We start from the raw sequence: 17,654 nt of genomic DNA on the forward strand, positions 1-17,654 counted from the left end.
GGGTGCACCGATATCACTATATAGCCCGGATCATTAAATGCCCGGGATGGGGACAATGCAGAGTATGATGACGATCGATTACAAAGTATTTATCGTAGATGATGAGGAGACAATCCGGGAGGGAATCACCCTGGCCCTCTCCGACCGGTATACCCTCACGGGGTTTGCCGACGCGGAGTCGGCCATTGAGGGGGTGACGGCCGAGGCCCCGGACCTGATTCTCCTGGATATCGGGCTCCCCGGCATGGACGGGGTCGAGGCCCTGGGCCGGATCAAGGAGATCCATCCGGATGTGCTGGTGATCATGATCACGGCCTACGAGGACATCAACTCCGTGATCACCTGCATGAAAAAAGGGGCCTACGACTACATCATCAAGCCCATCCACATGGAGGGACTTGAGAACACCATTGAAAACGCCCTGGAGACCATTCGCCTGCGAAAAGAGGTGAGGGCCCTGCAGGAGCGGCAGCTCACCGAGAACATGCCCTGCTTCATCGGAGAGAGCAACGCCATCCACGACATCATGGAGTTCATCACCATGGTGGCCAAGAGCCCGGACACACCGGTGCTGATCCTGGGGGAAACCGGCACGGGCAAGGAGCTCATTGCCAGCACCATCCACTACCGGAGCCCCAACTTCAAGGGGCCTTTTGTGACGGTGAACTGCGCGGCCATTCACAAGGAACTCATCGAAAGCGAGCTCTTCGGGTATGAAAAGGGCGCCTTCAGCGGGGCCAGCACCACGGGCAAGACCGGGCTCATCGAGGCCGCCGAAGGCGGGACCCTTTTTCTGGATGAGGTGGGGGACATGGGCCTCGACACCCAGGCCAAGCTCCTTCGGTTCCTTGAAGAGGGCGAGTTTTACAAGGTGGGGAGTACGGTGAAGCGCAAGGTGAAGACCCGCATTGTCTCGGCCACCAACCGGGACCTGGACAAGATGATCACCGAGGAGACCTTCCGCAAGGACCTCTTCTTCCGCCTGGGGGTCATCAAGATCAACGTCCCCTCCCTGAACGAGCGGCGGGAAGACACCCTGATCCTCGCCCGGAACTTCATGCACACCTTTGCCGAGAAGTTCGGAAAAACCATCACCGGCATGACCGAGGAGGCCGAAGACAGGCTCCTTATCTACAGCTGGAGCGGCAACGTCCGGGAACTCAAGAACATGATGGAGCGGGGGGTGCTCACCGCAAGGGGAGAGAAACTCACCGTGGAGGACCTGGGCCTTGAGGACGTCCGGCGGGGAGAGATCATGGAATCCGGTCCAACCGGCTTTGCGCCCCTGCCCCCCACGGGCATCGATATCCAGGAGGTGAGGACCGCCATGGAGACCTTTTATTTCAAAGAGGCCCTGAAGATGGCCAAGGGCAACGAGTCCAAGGCCGCTCGCCTGCTAAACCTTAATCACCACACCTTTCGTTACCAGCGCAAGAAAATCCTGCCCGACGATTAGGCAGCCCGGACTGCAGGCGCCCTTTCCCGCACAAGGGGCGGCCAGAAGAAACCACTCCCCCTTTTTTGCTCGGCAAAGGGGGAGTTTTTTATTGCCTTGAATTGGCACCCGCGTTCTTCCTACTTCATGCCTTTGATGTCTTCATTGCCTTTCCTTCAGATGCCAACCGGAACCTATGCTGTCATGCCTTCATGCCGGTAACCCCACCTGTGTCCGGATGCCGGGATGTGTGCATTTTCCGGGCATGCGTTTATCGGGTGAACCTGGTTTTGCATTCTTTCGAAAGATTTGAAGAATTGTCAGGCGCCTCTGGCAGGGCACATGGCAGGGCCGGAGACCGTGGGGGAGGACGGGGGGCTTCCACTGAAATTTTCTAGATGAGTGAAAGCCAATGCTGGCAAGCTTTTCTAACTTTATTGCCCTTCAAATGACTACCCTTGAAGCCTTCGGTGGCACGCTCCATGCAATTTCCTGATGCATACGCAATGAATCGCGTACCCAAAAAAGAGTCGCCGTGCATGGCCGGGAGGTGAGTACCCGCGGCGGTGGTGGGGACGGAACCGAAACCCGCCGTCCCCCACAGAAGCCTTGAAAGGGCTTCCGCCGCATGAAGGAGGGTGCACCTTGTCTGGCTCGGCCAGGGCACGGCGCCCGGAGAAGGGGCCGGGGTGGTGTTTTTCCTGTTTTATGGCCTGCCCCTGTCCCCTTTGCCCGCCGCACCAAGTCGGGGCGGGACGGGACGCGTTACCAACGGGAACGATATGGAAGAGACCATGATGCACAACCAACCACAAAGCCCACAGTCCCATCCGGCCCATTGCATGCTCTGCATTGAGCCGGCCGACGGTGTGGCCCAGGTGTATCGGTCCTCTCTTTTTGAACCGAGCCCGGAGTGCAGTGACCGTATGACGGTTTCTGCGCTGACAACCCTGAAGCGAATTGAATGCCTGTGTGGTGGTGTACCGCACAGGCATTTTTGTTTTTGGGGGGAGGCCTGGGGCGGTTTTCAGTCCGCAGGGGGGATCCATCCACTGACCCAAGGCCATATGGGGCGAGGATGCCGCGTTTTGACGGTATCTTCTCGTCACCGAACGTATGCCCGCACAGAGCTGAAGGGGGAGGCGCGATGTCCGGCACGCGCGCACTCGGCTCGCCCGAAGGGTGAGAAAATCGAGCAGAAAACCTTGAATGACATTCAATTTTTTGTCTCGGCCGTTTTCTCATGAAATATCCGGGAAAGGCGTTGCGGGGGAGTAGGGAGGGCATTCGGGAAGAACACAGCGGTCAGGCAAAGGGAGCGACGCCCAGGCGAGGCGGCGAGCCCGGAATCATGCCGTAGCCACAGGGCTCAGCCGCGGGGTTTTTCACGGAGTCCCAGAGAAGTCCAACCAATCAAGGAGGAGTGACACATTGAGTAACTCGACGGACAAACCCGTACAAATCGAACCGGTCCTGTTTTTTTCAGCGCTGGTGGTGACCCTGGTCACCTGTATTCCCATCGTCATGTTTCAAGACAAGGCGCTGGTGGTGCTGACCAACATCCGGAAATATTTCACAGGTAACCTGGGCTGGACCTTTATGCTCTTTGCCGTGGCCGCGGTGATTTTTTTCCTCTGGCTGATCTTCGGCCCCTACCGCCATGTGAGGCTGGGCGGCCAGGATGCCAAACCCGAGTTCGGCAACATCAGCTGGGTGGCCATGCTCTTCTGCTGCGGCATCGGCACCGGCCTCATCTACTGGTCTTTTATCGAGCCCATTTATTACATGCAGGGTCCTCCCTTCGGCCTGGAGGTGGGATCCAAGGAGGCCAAGGAGTGGGCGGCCTGCTACGGTATCTTCCACTGGGGCTTTGTGCCCTGGGCCCTTACAGCGGTCTTCGGGGTGCCCATTGCTTACTCGTATTACCAGCGCAAAACCAAGCGCCTCAGCATCGGCGCCGCCTTTGAAGGGCACGTGAAGAGCCCCGGGTTCAAACTGTTTGTGGACCTTCTCATCATGTTCGCCATCCTGGGCAACGTGGTGACGGTTCTGGGCCTGGGTACCCCCATGCTGTCGGCCACCATCGCAAAATTCACCGGCGTGGAGACCAGCCTGACCCTGGATATCATCGTCGTGGGCATCTGGACCGTCATGTTCTGCTGCAGCTGTTACTTCGGCCTGGAGAAGGGCATCAAACGGCTCAGTAACTTCAACCTGGTTCTGGCCTTTGTCCTCATGACGGCCGTGCTCCTGGTGGGCCCCACCAGCTGGATCCTCAACACCTTTGTCAACAGCCTCGGCATGATTTTCGACAACGTCATCCGCATGTCCATGTGGACCGACACCGCCGGGCAGAGCGGCTGGCCCCAGGGCTGGACCATTTTCTTCTGGGCCTGGTGGCTCGGGGCGTCTCCCTTTGTGAGCGTCTTCCTTGCCAAGATCTCCAAGGGCCGCACCCTGCGTGAAATGGCCGTTGCGGTTCTTGTCTGGGGCCCCCTGGGCTGCGCCGTCTTCTTCGGCGTGTTCGGCGGCTACTCCCTGTACATCGAGCTCAACGGCGCCGAGTCCATGACCGCCATGATGGCGGCCAGCGGTCCGGCCAAGACCATTGCCTCTCTCATCGCGGCCCTTCCCCTGGGCCAGCTCATGCTGCCTCTGTTCATTATGCTGATGTTCATCTTCTGCGCCACCACCCTGGACTCTGCCTCCTACGTTCTGGCCACGGTGAGCACCAAGGAGCTTCCCATGGACAAGGAGCCTGCCCGCTGGAACCGTATGTTCTGGTCCGTGATCAACGGCGTGGCGGCCATCAGCCTGATGTTCATCGGCGGCCTCAAGCCCCTGCAGGCGGTGGCGGTTCTCACCTCCTTCCCTCTGCTCTTTATCATGCTGGGGGCCGGTTACTTTTTTATCAAGGACCTTCACCGGTATGAGACGCGGTGTGTCTCGGCTCTTCAGCCTCCTCCGGAATCCATGGAAGAGGCGGTGGAAAAACAGGCCGCATAGCGCGGTCCCTTTCGGACGGCATGCAAGAGCCCTGCACTCCCTGTGCAGGGCCATGCAGCTGGCCGGATGAAATCCTTTGACAGCAAGAAGGCGGAGGGGAGGCGCGCCCCTTCGCCTTGATATCCCGTAATACCGCGGCGTGACAGGAGACTACAAGGACATGGCATTGGCAAACCGTATCAATGTGGTGGGCACAGATGAGCTGGCCCGCATTCACGAAGCAACCGTCCAGGTACTTGAGACCACCGGGGTCGAGTTCAAGTCGGACGAAGCCCTGGCCCTTTTCAAGCAGAACGGGGCCGAGGTGGACGGGCACCGGGTGAAGATTCCCCGCTCCCTGCTGGAAAAATCCCTGGAGAGCGCTCCTTCGTCCATTTCCCTGTGGGGCCGGGACAAAGAGACCGTGGTGACCCTTGGCGAGGGACAGACCCGGACCCATGTGGAGCCGAGCAACGGCTGCGTCTTTACCCACGACATGGAGCGCGGGCGAAGGGCCTCCACCATGGCGGACCTCATCGACTTTTTCAAGCTGGCTCACCAGAGTCCTGTATGCACCATTTCCGGGGCCATCCCCGTGGAGCCCAACGACGTGCCCCCTGAAGAGCGCCCTTTGCGCATCTTTTTCGAGACCCTCAAGCACACCACCAAGCCCTTGAAGCGCAACGTGCAGCCCGCCCGGGAAATCGAAGAGATGTTTGCGATGTACGAGGTGGCCGTGGGCAAGGGGTTCCTTGCCGATCACCCCAGCATCTACGCCAGCGTCAACCCCTTGAGCCCCCTGGCCTTCGACACCGAGCCCATTGAAACCATCATGACCTATGCCCGGTACAATCAGCCCGTGACGGTCCTCTCCTGTGCCCTGGCCGGGATCTCCGCCCCCATGAGCCTCCTGGGGGCCGCCGTGCTTCAGAACGCCGAGATCCTCTCGGGCCTGGTCCTGAGCCAGATGGTCACCCCCGGGGCCGGGGTGATCTACGCACCGGCCACAGCCGTGCCCAACATGATGACCGCCCAGTACGTCACAGGCTCCCCGGAGTCCCACCTCATCAATATCGTCAACCTGCAGATGGCCCTGGAGCTGTATCACCTGCCCACCCGCACCATGGCAGGGCTCAACGACGCCAAGGTGCCGGACGCCCAGGCGGGCTTTGAGACCATGCAGAACCTCATGCAGTGCATGCTCGGCGGGGCCCATGTCATCAACGAGTGCCTGGGCGTTCTGGACTCCATCATGACCAACTCCTTTGAGAAGTTCATTATGGACGAGGAGATGATCAGCCGGGTGCTCCGGTTCATGGACGGGGTGGGCGGGATCCACACCGATCTTTCGGCAGAACTCATCGACACCATCGGGCCCCAGGGCTCTTTTCTTATGCACCCCACCACCATGAAGAACTGCCGGACGGCCTGGCGGCCCACGGTTTCGGACTGGAACAACCACGAAAAGTGGGACAAACAGGGGGGCGAAGACGCGCTGGTGCGGGCCAACCGTCTTTACAAAGAGCGGCTTGCCGCCTGCCCCGAGTCCACCCTGGAGCCTGAACTCGAACGCGAACTCTCCGCCTTTGTGGATAAACGGCTGGGTTGACTTTGCTGTGACTGATGAGCCCGGCCTGGCCCCAGGGAGGCGGGCCGATTTTTTTAGACTGGTGCTACGGAAAACGTAAGGAGACTGATTATGGCTGACCTGAAAACCATTACCGAAACCCTCATTGCCGGAGACGATGAAGCCCTTGTGGGGCATGTGCAGGCTGCGCTGGATCAAGGCCTGGAGGCCGGGGTGATTTTGTCCGACGGCCTGATTGCCGGCATGGACGTGGTGGGGGGCCGCATGGAGACCGGAGAGATGTTCATCCCCGAGGTGCTCATGTCGGCCATGGCCATGGGGACTGCCGTGGAGATTTTAAAACCCCTGCTCTCCGAGGACGAAAACGCCTCGGTCGGAAAGGTGGTCATCGGCACGGTGAAAGGCGACCTGCACGACATCGGGAAAAACCTGGTGGTCATGATGATGGAGAGTGCCGGTTTTGACGTCACCGACCTGGGCGTGGATGTGGAGATCGATACCTTTCTGGACGAGATCCGGGAGAAGCAGCCGGACATTGTTGGCCTCTCGGCCCTGCTGACCACCACCATGCCCATGATGAAGTCCACGGTGGAGCAGATCACCGCCTCCGGCCTGCGCGACGGGGTGAAGATCATGGTGGGCGGTGCGCCGGTGGACCAGGCCTTTGCCGATGAGATCGGGGCCGATGCCTACGCCGCTGATGCCGGGTCCGCAAGCAAGCTTGCCAAGGCCATGCTGGCCTGAGGCTTGGATTCGATTTTATGACACCGCGATGCCTTGCCGTCGTGTGTGCCAGTCCCTCCACAGGAGACCGAGGGGCAAAGGATGTTGCCGACCGCCTGTTGATGTGGTGAAACAGGGGGCGCGATACGTTTCCCGGGCGAATCTTCCCATTCGACCGGATCCTCCTAACGGCGTATCTTCAGGCACCCTTTGCCCCTCGACTCCCATGGCACCCTACCAGAAATCCCCCCTCATTCCGAGTTCCAAATCTCCTTCCCTATTTTGTAAGCTATCGAACCCGTTCGGCGGCCCTGCCGGGGGCTAAACTTTTGACTGATCTTATAACGGCGGGTCTAATAAACAGGGTTTAAAAACAGACTCCGTTTCATCTGAATCAATAGCGAATGTGATTTTCCCTGAAGAACGAAGGGGAAAGCACATTGGCAACCTGCTTTCGAGGTGGCACACCTCGCCGCCGGAGGCATCGATTTTAAGGTTGTTCTTTTTAAACAGGCGGATATGGCCATGCGTGAAACCAAAAACGCAGGGAAAAAGAGGTGGGTTCTGTACAAGCCCCATGAGAGCTGATAGAAGGGATTTTGTGTGGAATGATCACTTTTATTATGGAGAGGCGTAACCGATGGTTGATGACCATGATATCTGCTACGACCTGTTGATCTCCCTGCGGCAGATCATACGGGCCACGGACCTGCACTCAAAGCAGCTTGTAAAGAAATACGGCCTGACCGGGCCCCAGCTTGTGGTGATCCAGGTGATCGCCAGGGAGGGGGAGATTTCCATCGGGAGCCTGGCCAAAAAGGTGAGCCTCAGCCAGGCCACGGTGACCAATATCGTGGAACGCCTTGAGAAGAACGGCGTCCTGAAACGGAAAAAAGGGGAGACCGACAAACGGCGGGTGCTGGTGGCAGCCACCGACAAAGCCCTTGAGATTATCCAGAACAAGCCGTCCCTGCTCCACGAGCAGTTTGTGGCGAGGTTCAATAAGCTCGAATCCTGGGAGCAGACCCTTCTGCTCTCTTCCCTTCAGCGCATCGCATCCATGATGAACGCGGAAAATCTGGAGGTGGCCCCCATCCTCTTTTCCGGTCCCATCAACACCCTGGAAGCCAAGGAGTAACCCCGGCTTCAATTAAGGTGCCCCCCTATAGGAAAAATAGGAAAAACAAAAAAACGCCCGCGTGCTACGCGGGCGTTTTTTATTTGGGCCTTCCCTGCCGTACTGTCGCGGGCGGAAAAGACCTATTTGGGCATGTAGGTCATGGTGTTTTTCATGTTGAGCTCGGCATCGGAGAACTCAGCCACCTCGGTGTAATAGTAGGCGTTGGCGTTGATGTCGCGCTCTTCAATGAAATCGGCCAGGGGCTTGATGGCGGAGAGGCTGTCCAGCCAGGGGCCGATGACGTAGATCATGAGAAGGCATCCGGCGATGCTTGCCAGAAGACCTCCGATCCGTTTGGACAATGGGCTGTTAGGGTCCATGGTTTTCTCCTTATTCCGTTAGATCTTGGCGGTGATCTCCGGGAAGACCAGGAAGAACATGATGTAGGCCATGATCAGGGTCAGGCAAAGGTTGAGGCTCTGGCCGCAGACATAGAGGATCAAGGGCTTGCCTCCTTTGAAGTAGGACTTCAGCTCCCGGAAGTTGGTGGCCAGGCCGATGCTGGCAAAGGCCAGGCAGAAGAACCAGCCCCGACCGATTTTGGAGAAGCCCCGGATGGCGCCGTGGTCGATGATGACGTAGGCCAGGTCCTTGCCGATGGAGGTGTAGAGGGTCGAGAACGCGATGGAGGCGATGATGAACCCGATGACGAATTTGGGGAATCGGTTCCAGATTTCGATGAGCCCCACCTTGCGGCCGCTGGCGGCTTCTTCTTCAGCCACGAAGTAAATGGCCACCCCAAAGGCGATGACGCCGATGAGCACGTTCTGGATCATCTTGATGGTGGCGGCCACGTAAAGGGCCCGCTCCGAGAGGAAGGCGCCGGCCGCGGCCACGGCGCCCGTGGCGTCGATGGTACCGCCCATCCAGGCGCCGCCCAGGATGTAGTCCATGCCGGTGGCCTTGATAACGGCGGGCATGATGATCATCATGATGGAGGTAAAGATCAGGGAGAGGCCAACGGCCAGGGTCAGCTCCTCTTTTTTGGCCCGGCAGGCCGAGGCCGTGGCGATGGCTGCCGAGACCCCGCAGACGCTCATGTCCGCGGAGATGGTCATGTTCATGGTCTTGGATTCGATCTTCAGGATCTTCTGGCCGAACCAGTAGGTGGTGATCAACACGACGGGGGTCACCACCCAGGCCACGAAGATGCCCGGGATACCGATGGAGAGGATCTTGTTGAAAAGTACCTCCGCCCCAAGGAGTACCAGGCCGGTTTTGATGTAGTACTCGGTCTGGACCCCGGGTTTCACCCACTCGGGGGTGCCCACGGTGTTGCTGATGATCATGCCGAAGAGGATGGCCCAGGCTGCGTAGCCGATGCCGTAGTGCTTCATGGTGGCGTTGGCCGCGGCCACGTAAGCCAGCACCGCCACGGCGAAGACAAAGCAGAAGGCCTTGGCGAACCTGGCAAAGGAGTCTCCCATGAAGGCGATGCCCACGCCGAAGAAGAGTGCCAGGAAGATCATGAAGCCGATGAGGCCGGGCAGCAGGTTGTAGGGTTTGACGTTGGCCTTCTTCTTGAGGCTGCCCAGCTTGGCGTGGGCGCTGCGCCAGTCATCGATTTTCTTGCCGGCATCGGCATTGAGGGCGGTGTCGCCGAAGTTTGCGGCAGCGGCCGCGGCCTGGGCTGCGGTGGCCGCTTCAAGGGCTTCAGACACTTTGGCCTTGCCCGCGTCGTACTTCACCATCCCCTTGGCCGACAGGGCCTTGGCGTCTTCGGCGCTCAGGTAAAAGGCGGAGATGGGGTTGCCGCTCCATTTATGGGGCTTGCTGGTGAATTTCTTGATGGCCTTGCCCACGGGGCTGGAGGTGGCCTTGAGCTTTTTCTTGGCGTCCACGGCCGAGTACCACTCAATGGTCTTGAACGGCGCCCGTTCACTCTCCTGGGTCAAGGTGGCGTTGGCCTCGGTGATCTTGGCCTTGACCGCGGCGTCTCCCTTGGGGAAGTAAATGATCATGCCCGCAAAGAGCAGGATCGAGGCCCAGCCGTCGCCAGTCATGTTCTTCTTCATAAGTCCGACAGGCGCCCTTTGCCACTGTCGTAGACGATGTTGTCCTTGTTTTCCGTTGTCATATCTCTCTTCTCCTCCCAAATGGTGGTGGAACAGCGTCCCTCGTAAAAGGTGTGCCCGGGTGAAGCAGGCCTCCTGCCCCCTGCATGGAGGGCAGCGCCCGGCAAACAATATCATGCCCGGTAAAGGAGCAAGGGGAATGCCAGAAGATGCAGCGGAATGCATAAGTTCTCGGAATGAAACCGATAAAAATTGCTTATGGATGTTGTTGGGTGTGGGGAAGCAAGGTCAATGAATGGAATTCATCAGCACATTTGATGAAGAGCGTTGGAGGGCAAGGAACGGGGGCGCCCCCGGCGGGTGAGATGATAGGGTGCCGCCTTGGGGGGGCACCTGCCGTGCTGGGGGGGCAGGGAAAAGATGGCCTGGATGGTCAGGCGATGGGGCCATAGAGAACGCACACTTGTGCCCTGATTTCGAGGTGTTTTGCCTGTATGGATCCCAAGGGGCGTCGTTTTTTTCTGTCTTTATCCTTTCCCCTACCTTCTGTACGACTCCACGTCGATGGCATAGCGCTGGATGATCTTCTGGAGGGACTGGCGCTTGATGCCGCTTTTGCGGGCTGAGAGGGCCACGTTGCCGCCGGTTTCGGTAAAGAGGCGGTGGAGGTAGTCCCGGGTGAAGGATTCGATGATTTTCTCCTTCTGGTCCAGGTAGGGCACGGCAAAGGAATCCGTGGGGGAGTCTCCATGGGGCGGTGTGTCCGGTACTTCGCACAGGTCGATGGTGTCGCCCTGGGTGAGGGCAACCCAGCCGGTGAGGGTGTTTTCGAGCTCCCGGGTGTTGCCCGGCCAGGGGCGGCTGCACACCGAGGCCATGAGCACGGGGGAGAGCTGTTTCCTGGGGAGTTTCAGGTCCCGGGAGGCCTTGGAGAGGAAGTGCTCCACGAGAAGGGGGATGTCGTCGCGTATGTCCCGCAGCGGGGGCATGGTGACGGTTGCCACGTTGAGGCGGTAGAATAGGTCGGCCCGAAACGAGGCGTCGTCGATTTTGGCCTCCAGGGCCTGGTTGGTGGCGGCCAGGATGCGCACGTCCACGGTGTGGCTCTCGGGGTCGCCCAGGGGGCGGATTTCCCGGTTCTGGAGAACCCTGAGAAGCTTGGTCTGGAGGCCGGGGGTGAGGTCGCCGATTTCGTCCAGGAAGAGCGTGCCTCCCCGGGCCTGGTCGAAGAGGCCGACTTTGTCGGTGTCCGCGTTGGTGAAGGCCCCTTTTTTGTGGCCGAAGAGCTCGCTCTCCAGAAGCCCCTCGGGCAGGGCCGGGCAGTTGACGGTGACAAAGGGTTTGGCTTTGCGGTCGCTGGCCTCGTGGATGATGCGGGCGGCCAGGTCCTTGCCCGTGCCGGTCTCTCCCCGGATCAGGACGGTGACGTCGCTTTGTCCCAGCATGGCCAGGGTGTCCAGAGTCTGGCGGATGGGGACGCTGTTGCCCACGAGGGGGCTGCCCGAGGTTTCGGCGAGGCGGGCCGTGAGTTCCCGGTTCTCCCTGAGGAGCCGGTGGCGCTCCAGGCCCTTGGTGACGATGCGCACGAGGGTGTCCGAGGCAAAGGGCTTCTGAAGGAAGTCCCAGGCCCCTTTTTTCATGGCTGAGACCGCCACGTCGATGGTGCCGTAAGCCGTCATGAGGATAACGGTCTGGGTGGCATCGTCTGCAAGGATCTGTTCCAGGAGTTCCATGCCGCTCATCTCCGGCATGCTGATATCGGTGAGGATAAGGTCCACGGATTCCAGTTTCAGGATGGCCAGGGCCTCTTCACCGCTTGCGGCGGTGCGCACCGTCACGGGCAGGGCCATCTGAAGGGTGCGTGCAAGGCCCCGGGTCAGGTCGGTTTCATCGTCCACGATCAGGATGGTTTCATGTGGGTTCACTGTTGCTTTTCCCTTTTGTCTCCGGGTCTTTTCGTAAGGGCAGGGTGACCGCAAAGCAGGTCCCCTCCCCGGGGGTGCTTTCCACGTCGATGGTCCCGCCGTGCTGCCGCACGATGCCATAGCTCACCGACAGGCCCAGGCCCGTTCCCACGCCCTTGGCCTTGGTGGTGAAGAAAGGCTCGAAGATGCGCGTGCGGTCCGAGGGGCTGATGCCCACGCCGGTGTCGGCCACGGTGACCTCCAGGTGGCTGGCGTCGACAAGGCGCGTTGCCACAGTCAGCTCGCCCCCTTTGTCCATGGCCTGAATGGCGTTGATGACAAGGTTCATGAAGAGCTGCCGGATTTTTTCCGGGTCCAGGGGCAGCTCCACCCCGGTGGCCAGGTAGCGGGTCTGGGCGGTTACCCCGACCTTTTCCATACGGTGGCGCAGGATGGAGAGGATATCGTCCAGGATGCCGTGGAGGTCGTGCATGAGGAACTCCGGTTTGTTGACCCGGGCGAAGTTGAGGAGGGACTCCACCACGTGGGTGCACAGGGAGGCGTGCTTGGTGATCACCCCCACGTCCTCTTTGAGCTGGGCGTTGCCCTTCACCTGTTTGTCTATAAGGTCCGCATAGCAGCTGATGACCCCCAGGGGGTTGTTGATCTCATGGGCAAACCCTGCGGCGAGCTGGCCGATGGAGGCGAGCTTTTCGGTCTGGGCCAGGTGGGCGTTGATCTGCTTTTGCCGGGTGATGTCCCTTAAGACCATCTCCATGCCGAGGTAGGTGCCCGAAGCCTCGTCAAAGAGGCCGGTGGCAGTGACCAGGGCGTCGATGCGCACCCCGAAACGATCCACCATGGAGAGCTCTTTTTCGTAGAGGACGAGCCCTTCCTTGACCTGGGCGCCCACGGTAGCGGCGTCTCTGCCGTCCCAGAAGAGGGTGTGGAAGGCTTCCATGAGAAAGGCCTCGGCCATGGAGTCGAGCTTGAACAGGGAAAGGCCTGCCCGGTTGATGTCGGTGAGGCGGTCGTCGGCCCCGAAGAGAAGGATGGCGTTGGGGCTGTGTTCAAAAAGGCGCCTGTATTTGCTCTCGGATCGGGTGAGGTCGTTGTGGGCTGCCTCCAGGTTCTCGGCGGCCTCTTCAAAGGCCAGGGCCAGGCGGTCCACCTCGTCACCGGCCGGGATGGGGTCGCTGGGGGTGTCGCCGGAGGTGCCCGACAACCGGGTGAAGGTCTCCAGCAGGTGGGAGAGGCGGTTGTGCACCGTGCGGTTAAAGAGGAGGCGAAACAGGCCCATGAGGCAGAAGAGGGCGGCAAACCCCACGATAAAGACACCCCACGCCTTCTCCTTGATCTGGATGCGATAGTGGGTCATGGGGATGTACAGGGTGTCGGCTGCCACCACGTCCCCCACGGCGTATCCGTAGCTGGCCGCGTCTCCGTAACGCTCCCTGAGCTCTTTCGGAGCGTCTTCGGGAACCCCGTGGCACCTCAGGCAGGAGTCTTCTACGGTGATGGGTTCCATCTTGACGTAGTGGGTGCCGTCCGACCGGGTGATCATGCCCTCCCAGCCGGTCTCCTCGCGGTGGGTGTCGAACCAGGCAATGCGCTCCTCTTCAAAGGTGTCTGCCCGGTTCAGGGGGTTGCGGGGGTTGTCCGCGGCCCGTTTGTAGGTGAACTCCGGGAACCTTTCGTTGAGATTCTTCATGATCTCCCGGGAGATGTAGGAGGTGGACATGGATTCGATGACAAAGCGGTTGGCAGAGAGCTCGCTTTCCATGACCGGGCGCAGGACATCCTTGGCGTAGGTGCGGATGGCCGAGGCCGTTGCCAGGTGGCGTGCGGCGTTGTGGGCGGCCTGTTCCTCCACCTGGTCCGAGAGCCAGGCGTACTCCACCAGGGAGACCACGCTGCAAAAAAGGAGCAGGATGGCGGAGGCCCCTGCAAAAAACCGATTTTTAAGGGACGCTCGACGTTTCATATGGTACCTGTCACTTCATAAGGTGGACGTCGGGCGGGGTTCCGACCGGCCGGGCCCGGCAACGGGCGCGGAAAGGGAAGTCCCCGGGAGAATCTGTTTTTCTATAGCATAAAAGGAGGATTGACAGAATCTTCCTGTGGTCGGTCACGGGGACCGGTGATGGGGTGAGGGACAAAGGCACCCGCGGGATGTGCCTTGCCTTCACGATTGACTTTTGTTTCATTGTCGTGAACAATCGTTGCCTTGAAACATGACGCGACCACTGGAAATTCCCTGCGCACGGCGTAAAGGTTCCGTAACGCGGCCTGAAGGGCCGCTGGGGGTTTTTAAAGGGGCGCCACACCAGAATCAACCGCCCGTCCCGGATACGGGGCGGCGCGCGCAATCCATCGGGAGCATGGCCGGATGATTCAGTTTGATAATGTAAATAAGTGGTACGGGGACCTGCATGTTCTCAAGGATGTCGATTTTCACGTGGGGTCCGGGGATGTCACCGTGGTGTGCGGGCCCAGCGGTTCGGGCAAAAGCACCCTCATCCGGTGCATCAACCGCCTGGAACCCATCGACTCCGGCTCCATTGTGGTGGACGGTATCGCGGTTCACGACCCCAAGGCAGACCTGACCCGGCTTCGCACCGAGGTGGGGTTCGTGTTTCAGCAGTTCAACCTCTATCCCCATATGTCGGTGCTGGACAACATCACCCTGGCACCGAAAAAGGTCCGGAAGATGGGGGACAAGGAGGCCCGTGAGATCGCCATGGAGCTCCTGGCCAAGGTGGGGATCCACGACAAGGCCGACGCTTACCCCTCCCAGCTCTCCGGTGGCCAGCAGCAGCGGGTGGCCATTGCCAGGGGCCTGGCCATGAAGCCGCGGATCATGCTCTTCGATGAACCCACCAGCGCCCTGGACCCGGAGATGATCAACGAAGTGCTGGAGGTCATGATGAACCTGGCCAGGGAGGGAATGACCATGGTGGTGGTGACCCATGAGATGGGCTTTGCCCGGGAGGTGGGCAGTGAGGTGGTCTTCATGGACAAAGGCGTGGTGGTGGAGACCAACACCCCGGATGCCTTTTTCACCCACCCTGAAAACGAACGCACCAAGCTCTTCCTCAGCAAGATCCTGACCCACTGAGCCCCGTAACATTCATTTGCCTTCCTTTTGACCCCATGTCGTTCCGTCGGCATGGGGTTTTTTGTCTTTTTCAAACCCACTGTTATTTCCCCTTACCCCCGGTTGAACCCTGGCAGATCCATGGCCCTGTTTTTCCTGTCTTGGCCGGGGCCGGGGAGCGATTTGTTCGGCATAGTGAACTCCATGGACGAGTTCCCCACTCGGGATCTGTCTTACCTAATTGTTGAATCTGTTGGCATAAAAAACAGGGAACACAGGCGCGGTTTTCGAGGCTTTTTGCTGTAGAAAATAGACAAAGCCCGGATGCCCTTTTCATTGTGCATGACTGCGTTTTGTTTTTCGGACAGTTGTTCACTTTAGTGTAATTTCGGCATGCAATACCATGGTTTTCATGAGTCATCAAAGGCATGTCGTTTTAAGCCAGCGAGGGAGACAGGCTGGGCTTTTTATGTAGTCAATGAGAAAAAACATGTAAATTTATCTGGTTGCGTATAAAGGAGTTTTTCTGGTGTTTAGAAAAGATGACAAGGGAAAGAATCTGGCCCGTTTTCTGCTTTCATCTTCCGCGTAGCATTGCGCGGTTTTGTTGCGGGGGGGCTGCTGCATGCTTTGAGGCGTTGAAGAACAACAACAGGATGCATCTGTCCAGGTGCTGAGCAAGGTGGTGATTTTGGTTGGTACTTCGCATGACTATGTAAGGGGTTTTTCCCTGGACAGCATGGTGACCATGATTGAGATGAATCAGGAAACATGGTCCCTGAAGCTGAGGTCCGGGGGTCGGGTGGGGTACCTTTACTTCAGGGACGGGGCCGTAGTGGACGCCGCCGTGTGGGAGCTGACGGGCCACGCCGCCGCCCTGGAGCTGATCTCCTGGGAAACCCCTGAAATTGAAATAATCAAATTTTGTGACCGGCCCCGGCGTATCCACACCTCCATGATGCAGCTGCTTCTTGAGGGCAAGCGGATCAACGATGAGGCCAAAGACCAGAGGGCCGATGAAGCCCGGTCCCTTGAAGAGGCCGTGGCCCACATTGAGGGGTTTCGGCTGAAGCGGGGACAGCAGCTCCTTGTGGCGCTGTTGAACCGCAACAAACACCTGGCCGGGGCCTGGCTGTGGTATTCCCGGACCATCGGCACCCTCAAGACCATCCAGGGGGCCATTGAACGGGCCCTGTTCCTGGCTCCGGAAGACAAGGAGATCGCAGAGGAAAAAGAGCGGTTCGAAAGGGCCCGTGGCGCCGTTACCGATGACCGGGTGAAGCGCTGTCCCTTTTGCTGGGCTCCCCTGAACATGAAGGCGGTACTCTGCACGGACTGCGGGATGCAGCTTCTCATTACCCGTACCAGCCTCTCCCCGGGCAACAGCAGCTGCGATTCCGATGTCGTGGACACCTCGGTGAAGCGCTTTGCCAGGGTCCTGGCAAGGGAAGCGAACCGGAACCTTTATGCGTCGTATTACATGGCCATGTGTCATTTCAATATCAAGGACACGGACCGCACCTTAGAGCTCTTCAACGACACCGTGGCCCTGGCAGGGGAACAGCCTTTTTTTTCAGACCAGCTGAAACTCTACCTCACCTGGATGGCCGCCCAGCAGGTCTCGGATGAAACGGGGGAGAAGGCCTCTCCCCAGTCCGAGACCGTGGGGGACGGCAAGACGATCCTGGTGGTTGAGGACAGCGCCACCACGCGCAAGGTCATCGGCGCCACCCTGAACATGAAGGGGTATCGCATCATCGAGGCCGTGGACGGCCTGGAGGCCCTGAGCAAACTCAGCGAAGAGCGACCCGACCTGATCCTGCTGGACATCATCCTGCCCAAGATGAACGGATACGAGATTCTCTCCATCATTAAGAACAAGCGCGACCTCAAGGCCATCCCCGTTGTGATGCTGACCAGCCGGGACGGGTTCATGAGCCGCATGAAGGGAAAAATCGCAGGAAGCGCTGCGTACCTGACCAAGCCTTTTAACCCCGACGAGTTGTTGCAGACCATAGTCAAGCACATGTAGGGCGTGGACCGTGCTCCGGCCCTGTTCTGAAAAACGGGATGTTACAAATGGACAAACGAGAGACCGACGGGCTCGGACCGGATGCGGGAAGCGACACATCGCCCCCCCTGGATGAGCTGCTGGCTGAGATGGGGGCGGAGGAACCGGAGGGTTCCTTCCCTTCCGAAAAGACAGGACCTTTCCGGGAGCCGGAGGCTGGCCAGGCCGACTCCGAGCCTTACATCCGCTTCCGGATGGATGGGGTGCATTTTGCGGTTCCTCTGGGCTGCGCCCTGGAAGTGGGGAGACTCCCCAAGGTGACACCTCTGCCGAACCTTCCCGGCTGGGTGTCGGGCATCAGCAACATTCGCGGAGACGTGGTCTCCATGGTCGACTTGAAGGCTTTTTTCGGCAGGGGCCCTTCGGTCTCTCCGGGAGGGGGCAGCATGGTTGTGCTGCATGCCCATCACCTTAAGGTGGGGGTTCGAGTGGACCGGCTGGAGGGGATGGTCTCCCTGGCCGAAGGGGCATGGAAGGTCTCTTCCAACCCGTTTACCAGGGGGGATATCACGCCCTATCTCGCAGGGGTTGCCGCCACCGGTGACTCGCTGCTCTACCTTCTTGATGTGAAGGCACTGCTGACCTCGGACCGGATGAACAGCTTTCGAAAGGCGTGAGCGGACACGGGCGGAGGCTCAACACGGAGCTTTCGAGCC

General features: G+C 59.4%; 13 protein-coding genes. 9 read left to right on the plus strand and 4 right to left on the minus strand.

Annotated features, from left to right (window positions below; genetic code table 11):
* Nucleotides 1–64: 64 nt before the first annotated feature.
* From ACOYW2_RS28250 to ACOYW2_RS28275, 6 genes are all read left to right on the plus strand, one after another.
* Nucleotides 65–1,456, plus strand: a complete 1,392-nt coding sequence (locus ACOYW2_RS28250; RefSeq protein ID WP_482414525.1) for a sigma-54-dependent transcriptional regulator — start codon at nucleotides 65–67, stop codon at nucleotides 1,454–1,456.
* A 761-nt stretch (nucleotides 1,457–2,217) separates the two neighbouring features.
* On the plus strand, nucleotides 2,218–2,682 hold the full coding sequence (locus ACOYW2_RS28255; RefSeq protein ID WP_482768758.1) for a hypothetical protein: 465 nt from the start codon (nucleotides 2,218–2,220) through the stop codon (nucleotides 2,680–2,682).
* A gap of 184 nt (nucleotides 2,683–2,866) precedes the next feature.
* A complete protein-coding gene (locus tag ACOYW2_RS28260) occupies nucleotides 2,867–4,441 on the plus strand; it encodes a BCCT family transporter (RefSeq protein ID WP_482768759.1) in 1,575 nt (524 codons plus the stop codon).
* 160 nt (nucleotides 4,442–4,601) lie between these two features.
* Nucleotides 4,602–6,029 (plus strand): trimethylamine methyltransferase family protein, encoded by a 1,428-nt coding sequence (locus ACOYW2_RS28265; protein WP_482768760.1) that lies wholly within the window; start codon nucleotides 4,602–4,604, stop codon nucleotides 6,027–6,029.
* Between the two features lie 90 nt (nucleotides 6,030–6,119).
* The gene (locus ACOYW2_RS28270) at nucleotides 6,120–6,752 is read left to right on the plus strand and encodes a corrinoid protein (RefSeq protein ID WP_482414528.1); all 633 of its coding nucleotides are present in this window, start codon (nucleotides 6,120–6,122) and stop codon (nucleotides 6,750–6,752) included.
* A 619-nt stretch (nucleotides 6,753–7,371) separates the two neighbouring features.
* Entirely contained in the window at nucleotides 7,372–7,869 is a 498-nt protein-coding gene (locus tag ACOYW2_RS28275; RefSeq protein WP_180137379.1) for a MarR family winged helix-turn-helix transcriptional regulator, read from the plus strand.
* A gap of 122 nt (nucleotides 7,870–7,991) precedes the next feature.
* On the opposite strand, the gene ACOYW2_RS28280 is transcribed toward ACOYW2_RS28275, so the two are convergent.
* The 4 genes from ACOYW2_RS28280 to ACOYW2_RS28295 form a co-directional block, all read right to left on the minus strand.
* Complete coding sequence (locus ACOYW2_RS28280) at nucleotides 7,992–8,231, minus strand: hypothetical protein (protein ID WP_180137378.1); 240 nt, start codon at nucleotides 8,229–8,231, stop codon at nucleotides 7,992–7,994.
* An 18-nt stretch (nucleotides 8,232–8,249) separates the two neighbouring features.
* Complete coding sequence (locus ACOYW2_RS28285; RefSeq protein WP_482768761.1) at nucleotides 8,250–9,914, minus strand: YeiH family protein; 1,665 nt, start codon at nucleotides 9,912–9,914, stop codon at nucleotides 8,250–8,252.
* A 551-nt stretch (nucleotides 9,915–10,465) separates the two neighbouring features.
* Complete coding sequence (locus ACOYW2_RS28290) at nucleotides 10,466–11,851, minus strand: sigma-54-dependent transcriptional regulator (protein ID WP_482768762.1); 1,386 nt, start codon at nucleotides 11,849–11,851, stop codon at nucleotides 10,466–10,468.
* Entirely contained in the window at nucleotides 11,838–13,814 is a 1,977-nt protein-coding gene (locus ACOYW2_RS28295) for a c-type heme family protein (protein ID WP_482768763.1), read from the minus strand. The genes ACOYW2_RS28290 and ACOYW2_RS28295 overlap by 14 nt, the downstream gene beginning before the upstream one ends.
* A gap of 405 nt (nucleotides 13,815–14,219) precedes the next feature.
* On the opposite strand from ACOYW2_RS28295, the gene ACOYW2_RS28300 reads away from it, so the two are divergent.
* The 3 genes from ACOYW2_RS28300 (at nucleotide 14,220) to ACOYW2_RS28310 (ending at nucleotide 17,615) form a co-directional block, all read left to right on the plus strand.
* Nucleotides 14,220–14,948, plus strand: coding sequence for an amino acid ABC transporter ATP-binding protein (locus tag ACOYW2_RS28300; RefSeq protein WP_180137374.1), 729 nt, complete (start codon nucleotides 14,220–14,222; stop codon nucleotides 14,946–14,948).
* A gap of 664 nt (nucleotides 14,949–15,612) precedes the next feature.
* Nucleotides 15,613–16,959, plus strand: coding sequence for a response regulator (locus ACOYW2_RS28305; protein ID WP_482771098.1), 1,347 nt, complete (start codon nucleotides 15,613–15,615; stop codon nucleotides 16,957–16,959).
* A gap of 47 nt (nucleotides 16,960–17,006) precedes the next feature.
* Nucleotides 17,007–17,615, plus strand: coding sequence for a chemotaxis protein CheW (locus tag ACOYW2_RS28310; protein WP_482768764.1), 609 nt, complete (start codon nucleotides 17,007–17,009; stop codon nucleotides 17,613–17,615).
* Nucleotides 17,616–17,654: the final 39 nt, after the last annotated feature.

Source organism: Desulfoluna sp. CLI2B (genome assembly GCF_056847375.1).

Excerpts from the sequence above, each read along its gene's own strand:
- ACOYW2_RS28250 (WP_482414525.1), top strand. The coding sequence starts at position 65 with ATGATGACGATCGATTACAAAGTATTTATCGTAGATGATGAGGAGACA.
- ACOYW2_RS28255 (WP_482768758.1), top strand. The coding sequence starts at position 2,218 with ATGGAAGAGACCATGATGCACAACCAACCACAAAGCCCACAGTCCCAT.
- ACOYW2_RS28265 (WP_482768760.1), top strand. The coding sequence starts at position 4,602 with ATGGCATTGGCAAACCGTATCAATGTGGTGGGCACAGATGAGCTGGCC.
- ACOYW2_RS28270 (WP_482414528.1), top strand. The coding sequence starts at position 6,120 with ATGGCTGACCTGAAAACCATTACCGAAACCCTCATTGCCGGAGACGAT.
- ACOYW2_RS28275 (WP_180137379.1), top strand. The coding sequence starts at position 7,372 with ATGGTTGATGACCATGATATCTGCTACGACCTGTTGATCTCCCTGCGG.
- ACOYW2_RS28280 (WP_180137378.1), bottom strand. The coding sequence starts at position 8,231 with ATGGACCCTAACAGCCCATTGTCCAAACGGATCGGAGGTCTTCTGGCA.
- ACOYW2_RS28285 (WP_482768761.1), bottom strand. The coding sequence starts at position 9,914 with ATGACTGGCGACGGCTGGGCCTCGATCCTGCTCTTTGCGGGCATGATC.
- ACOYW2_RS28295 (WP_482768763.1), bottom strand. The coding sequence starts at position 13,814 with ATGAAACGTCGAGCGTCCCTTAAAAATCGGTTTTTTGCAGGGGCCTCC.
- ACOYW2_RS28300 (WP_180137374.1), top strand. The coding sequence starts at position 14,220 with ATGATTCAGTTTGATAATGTAAATAAGTGGTACGGGGACCTGCATGTT.
- ACOYW2_RS28310 (WP_482768764.1), top strand. The coding sequence starts at position 17,007 with ATGGACAAACGAGAGACCGACGGGCTCGGACCGGATGCGGGAAGCGAC.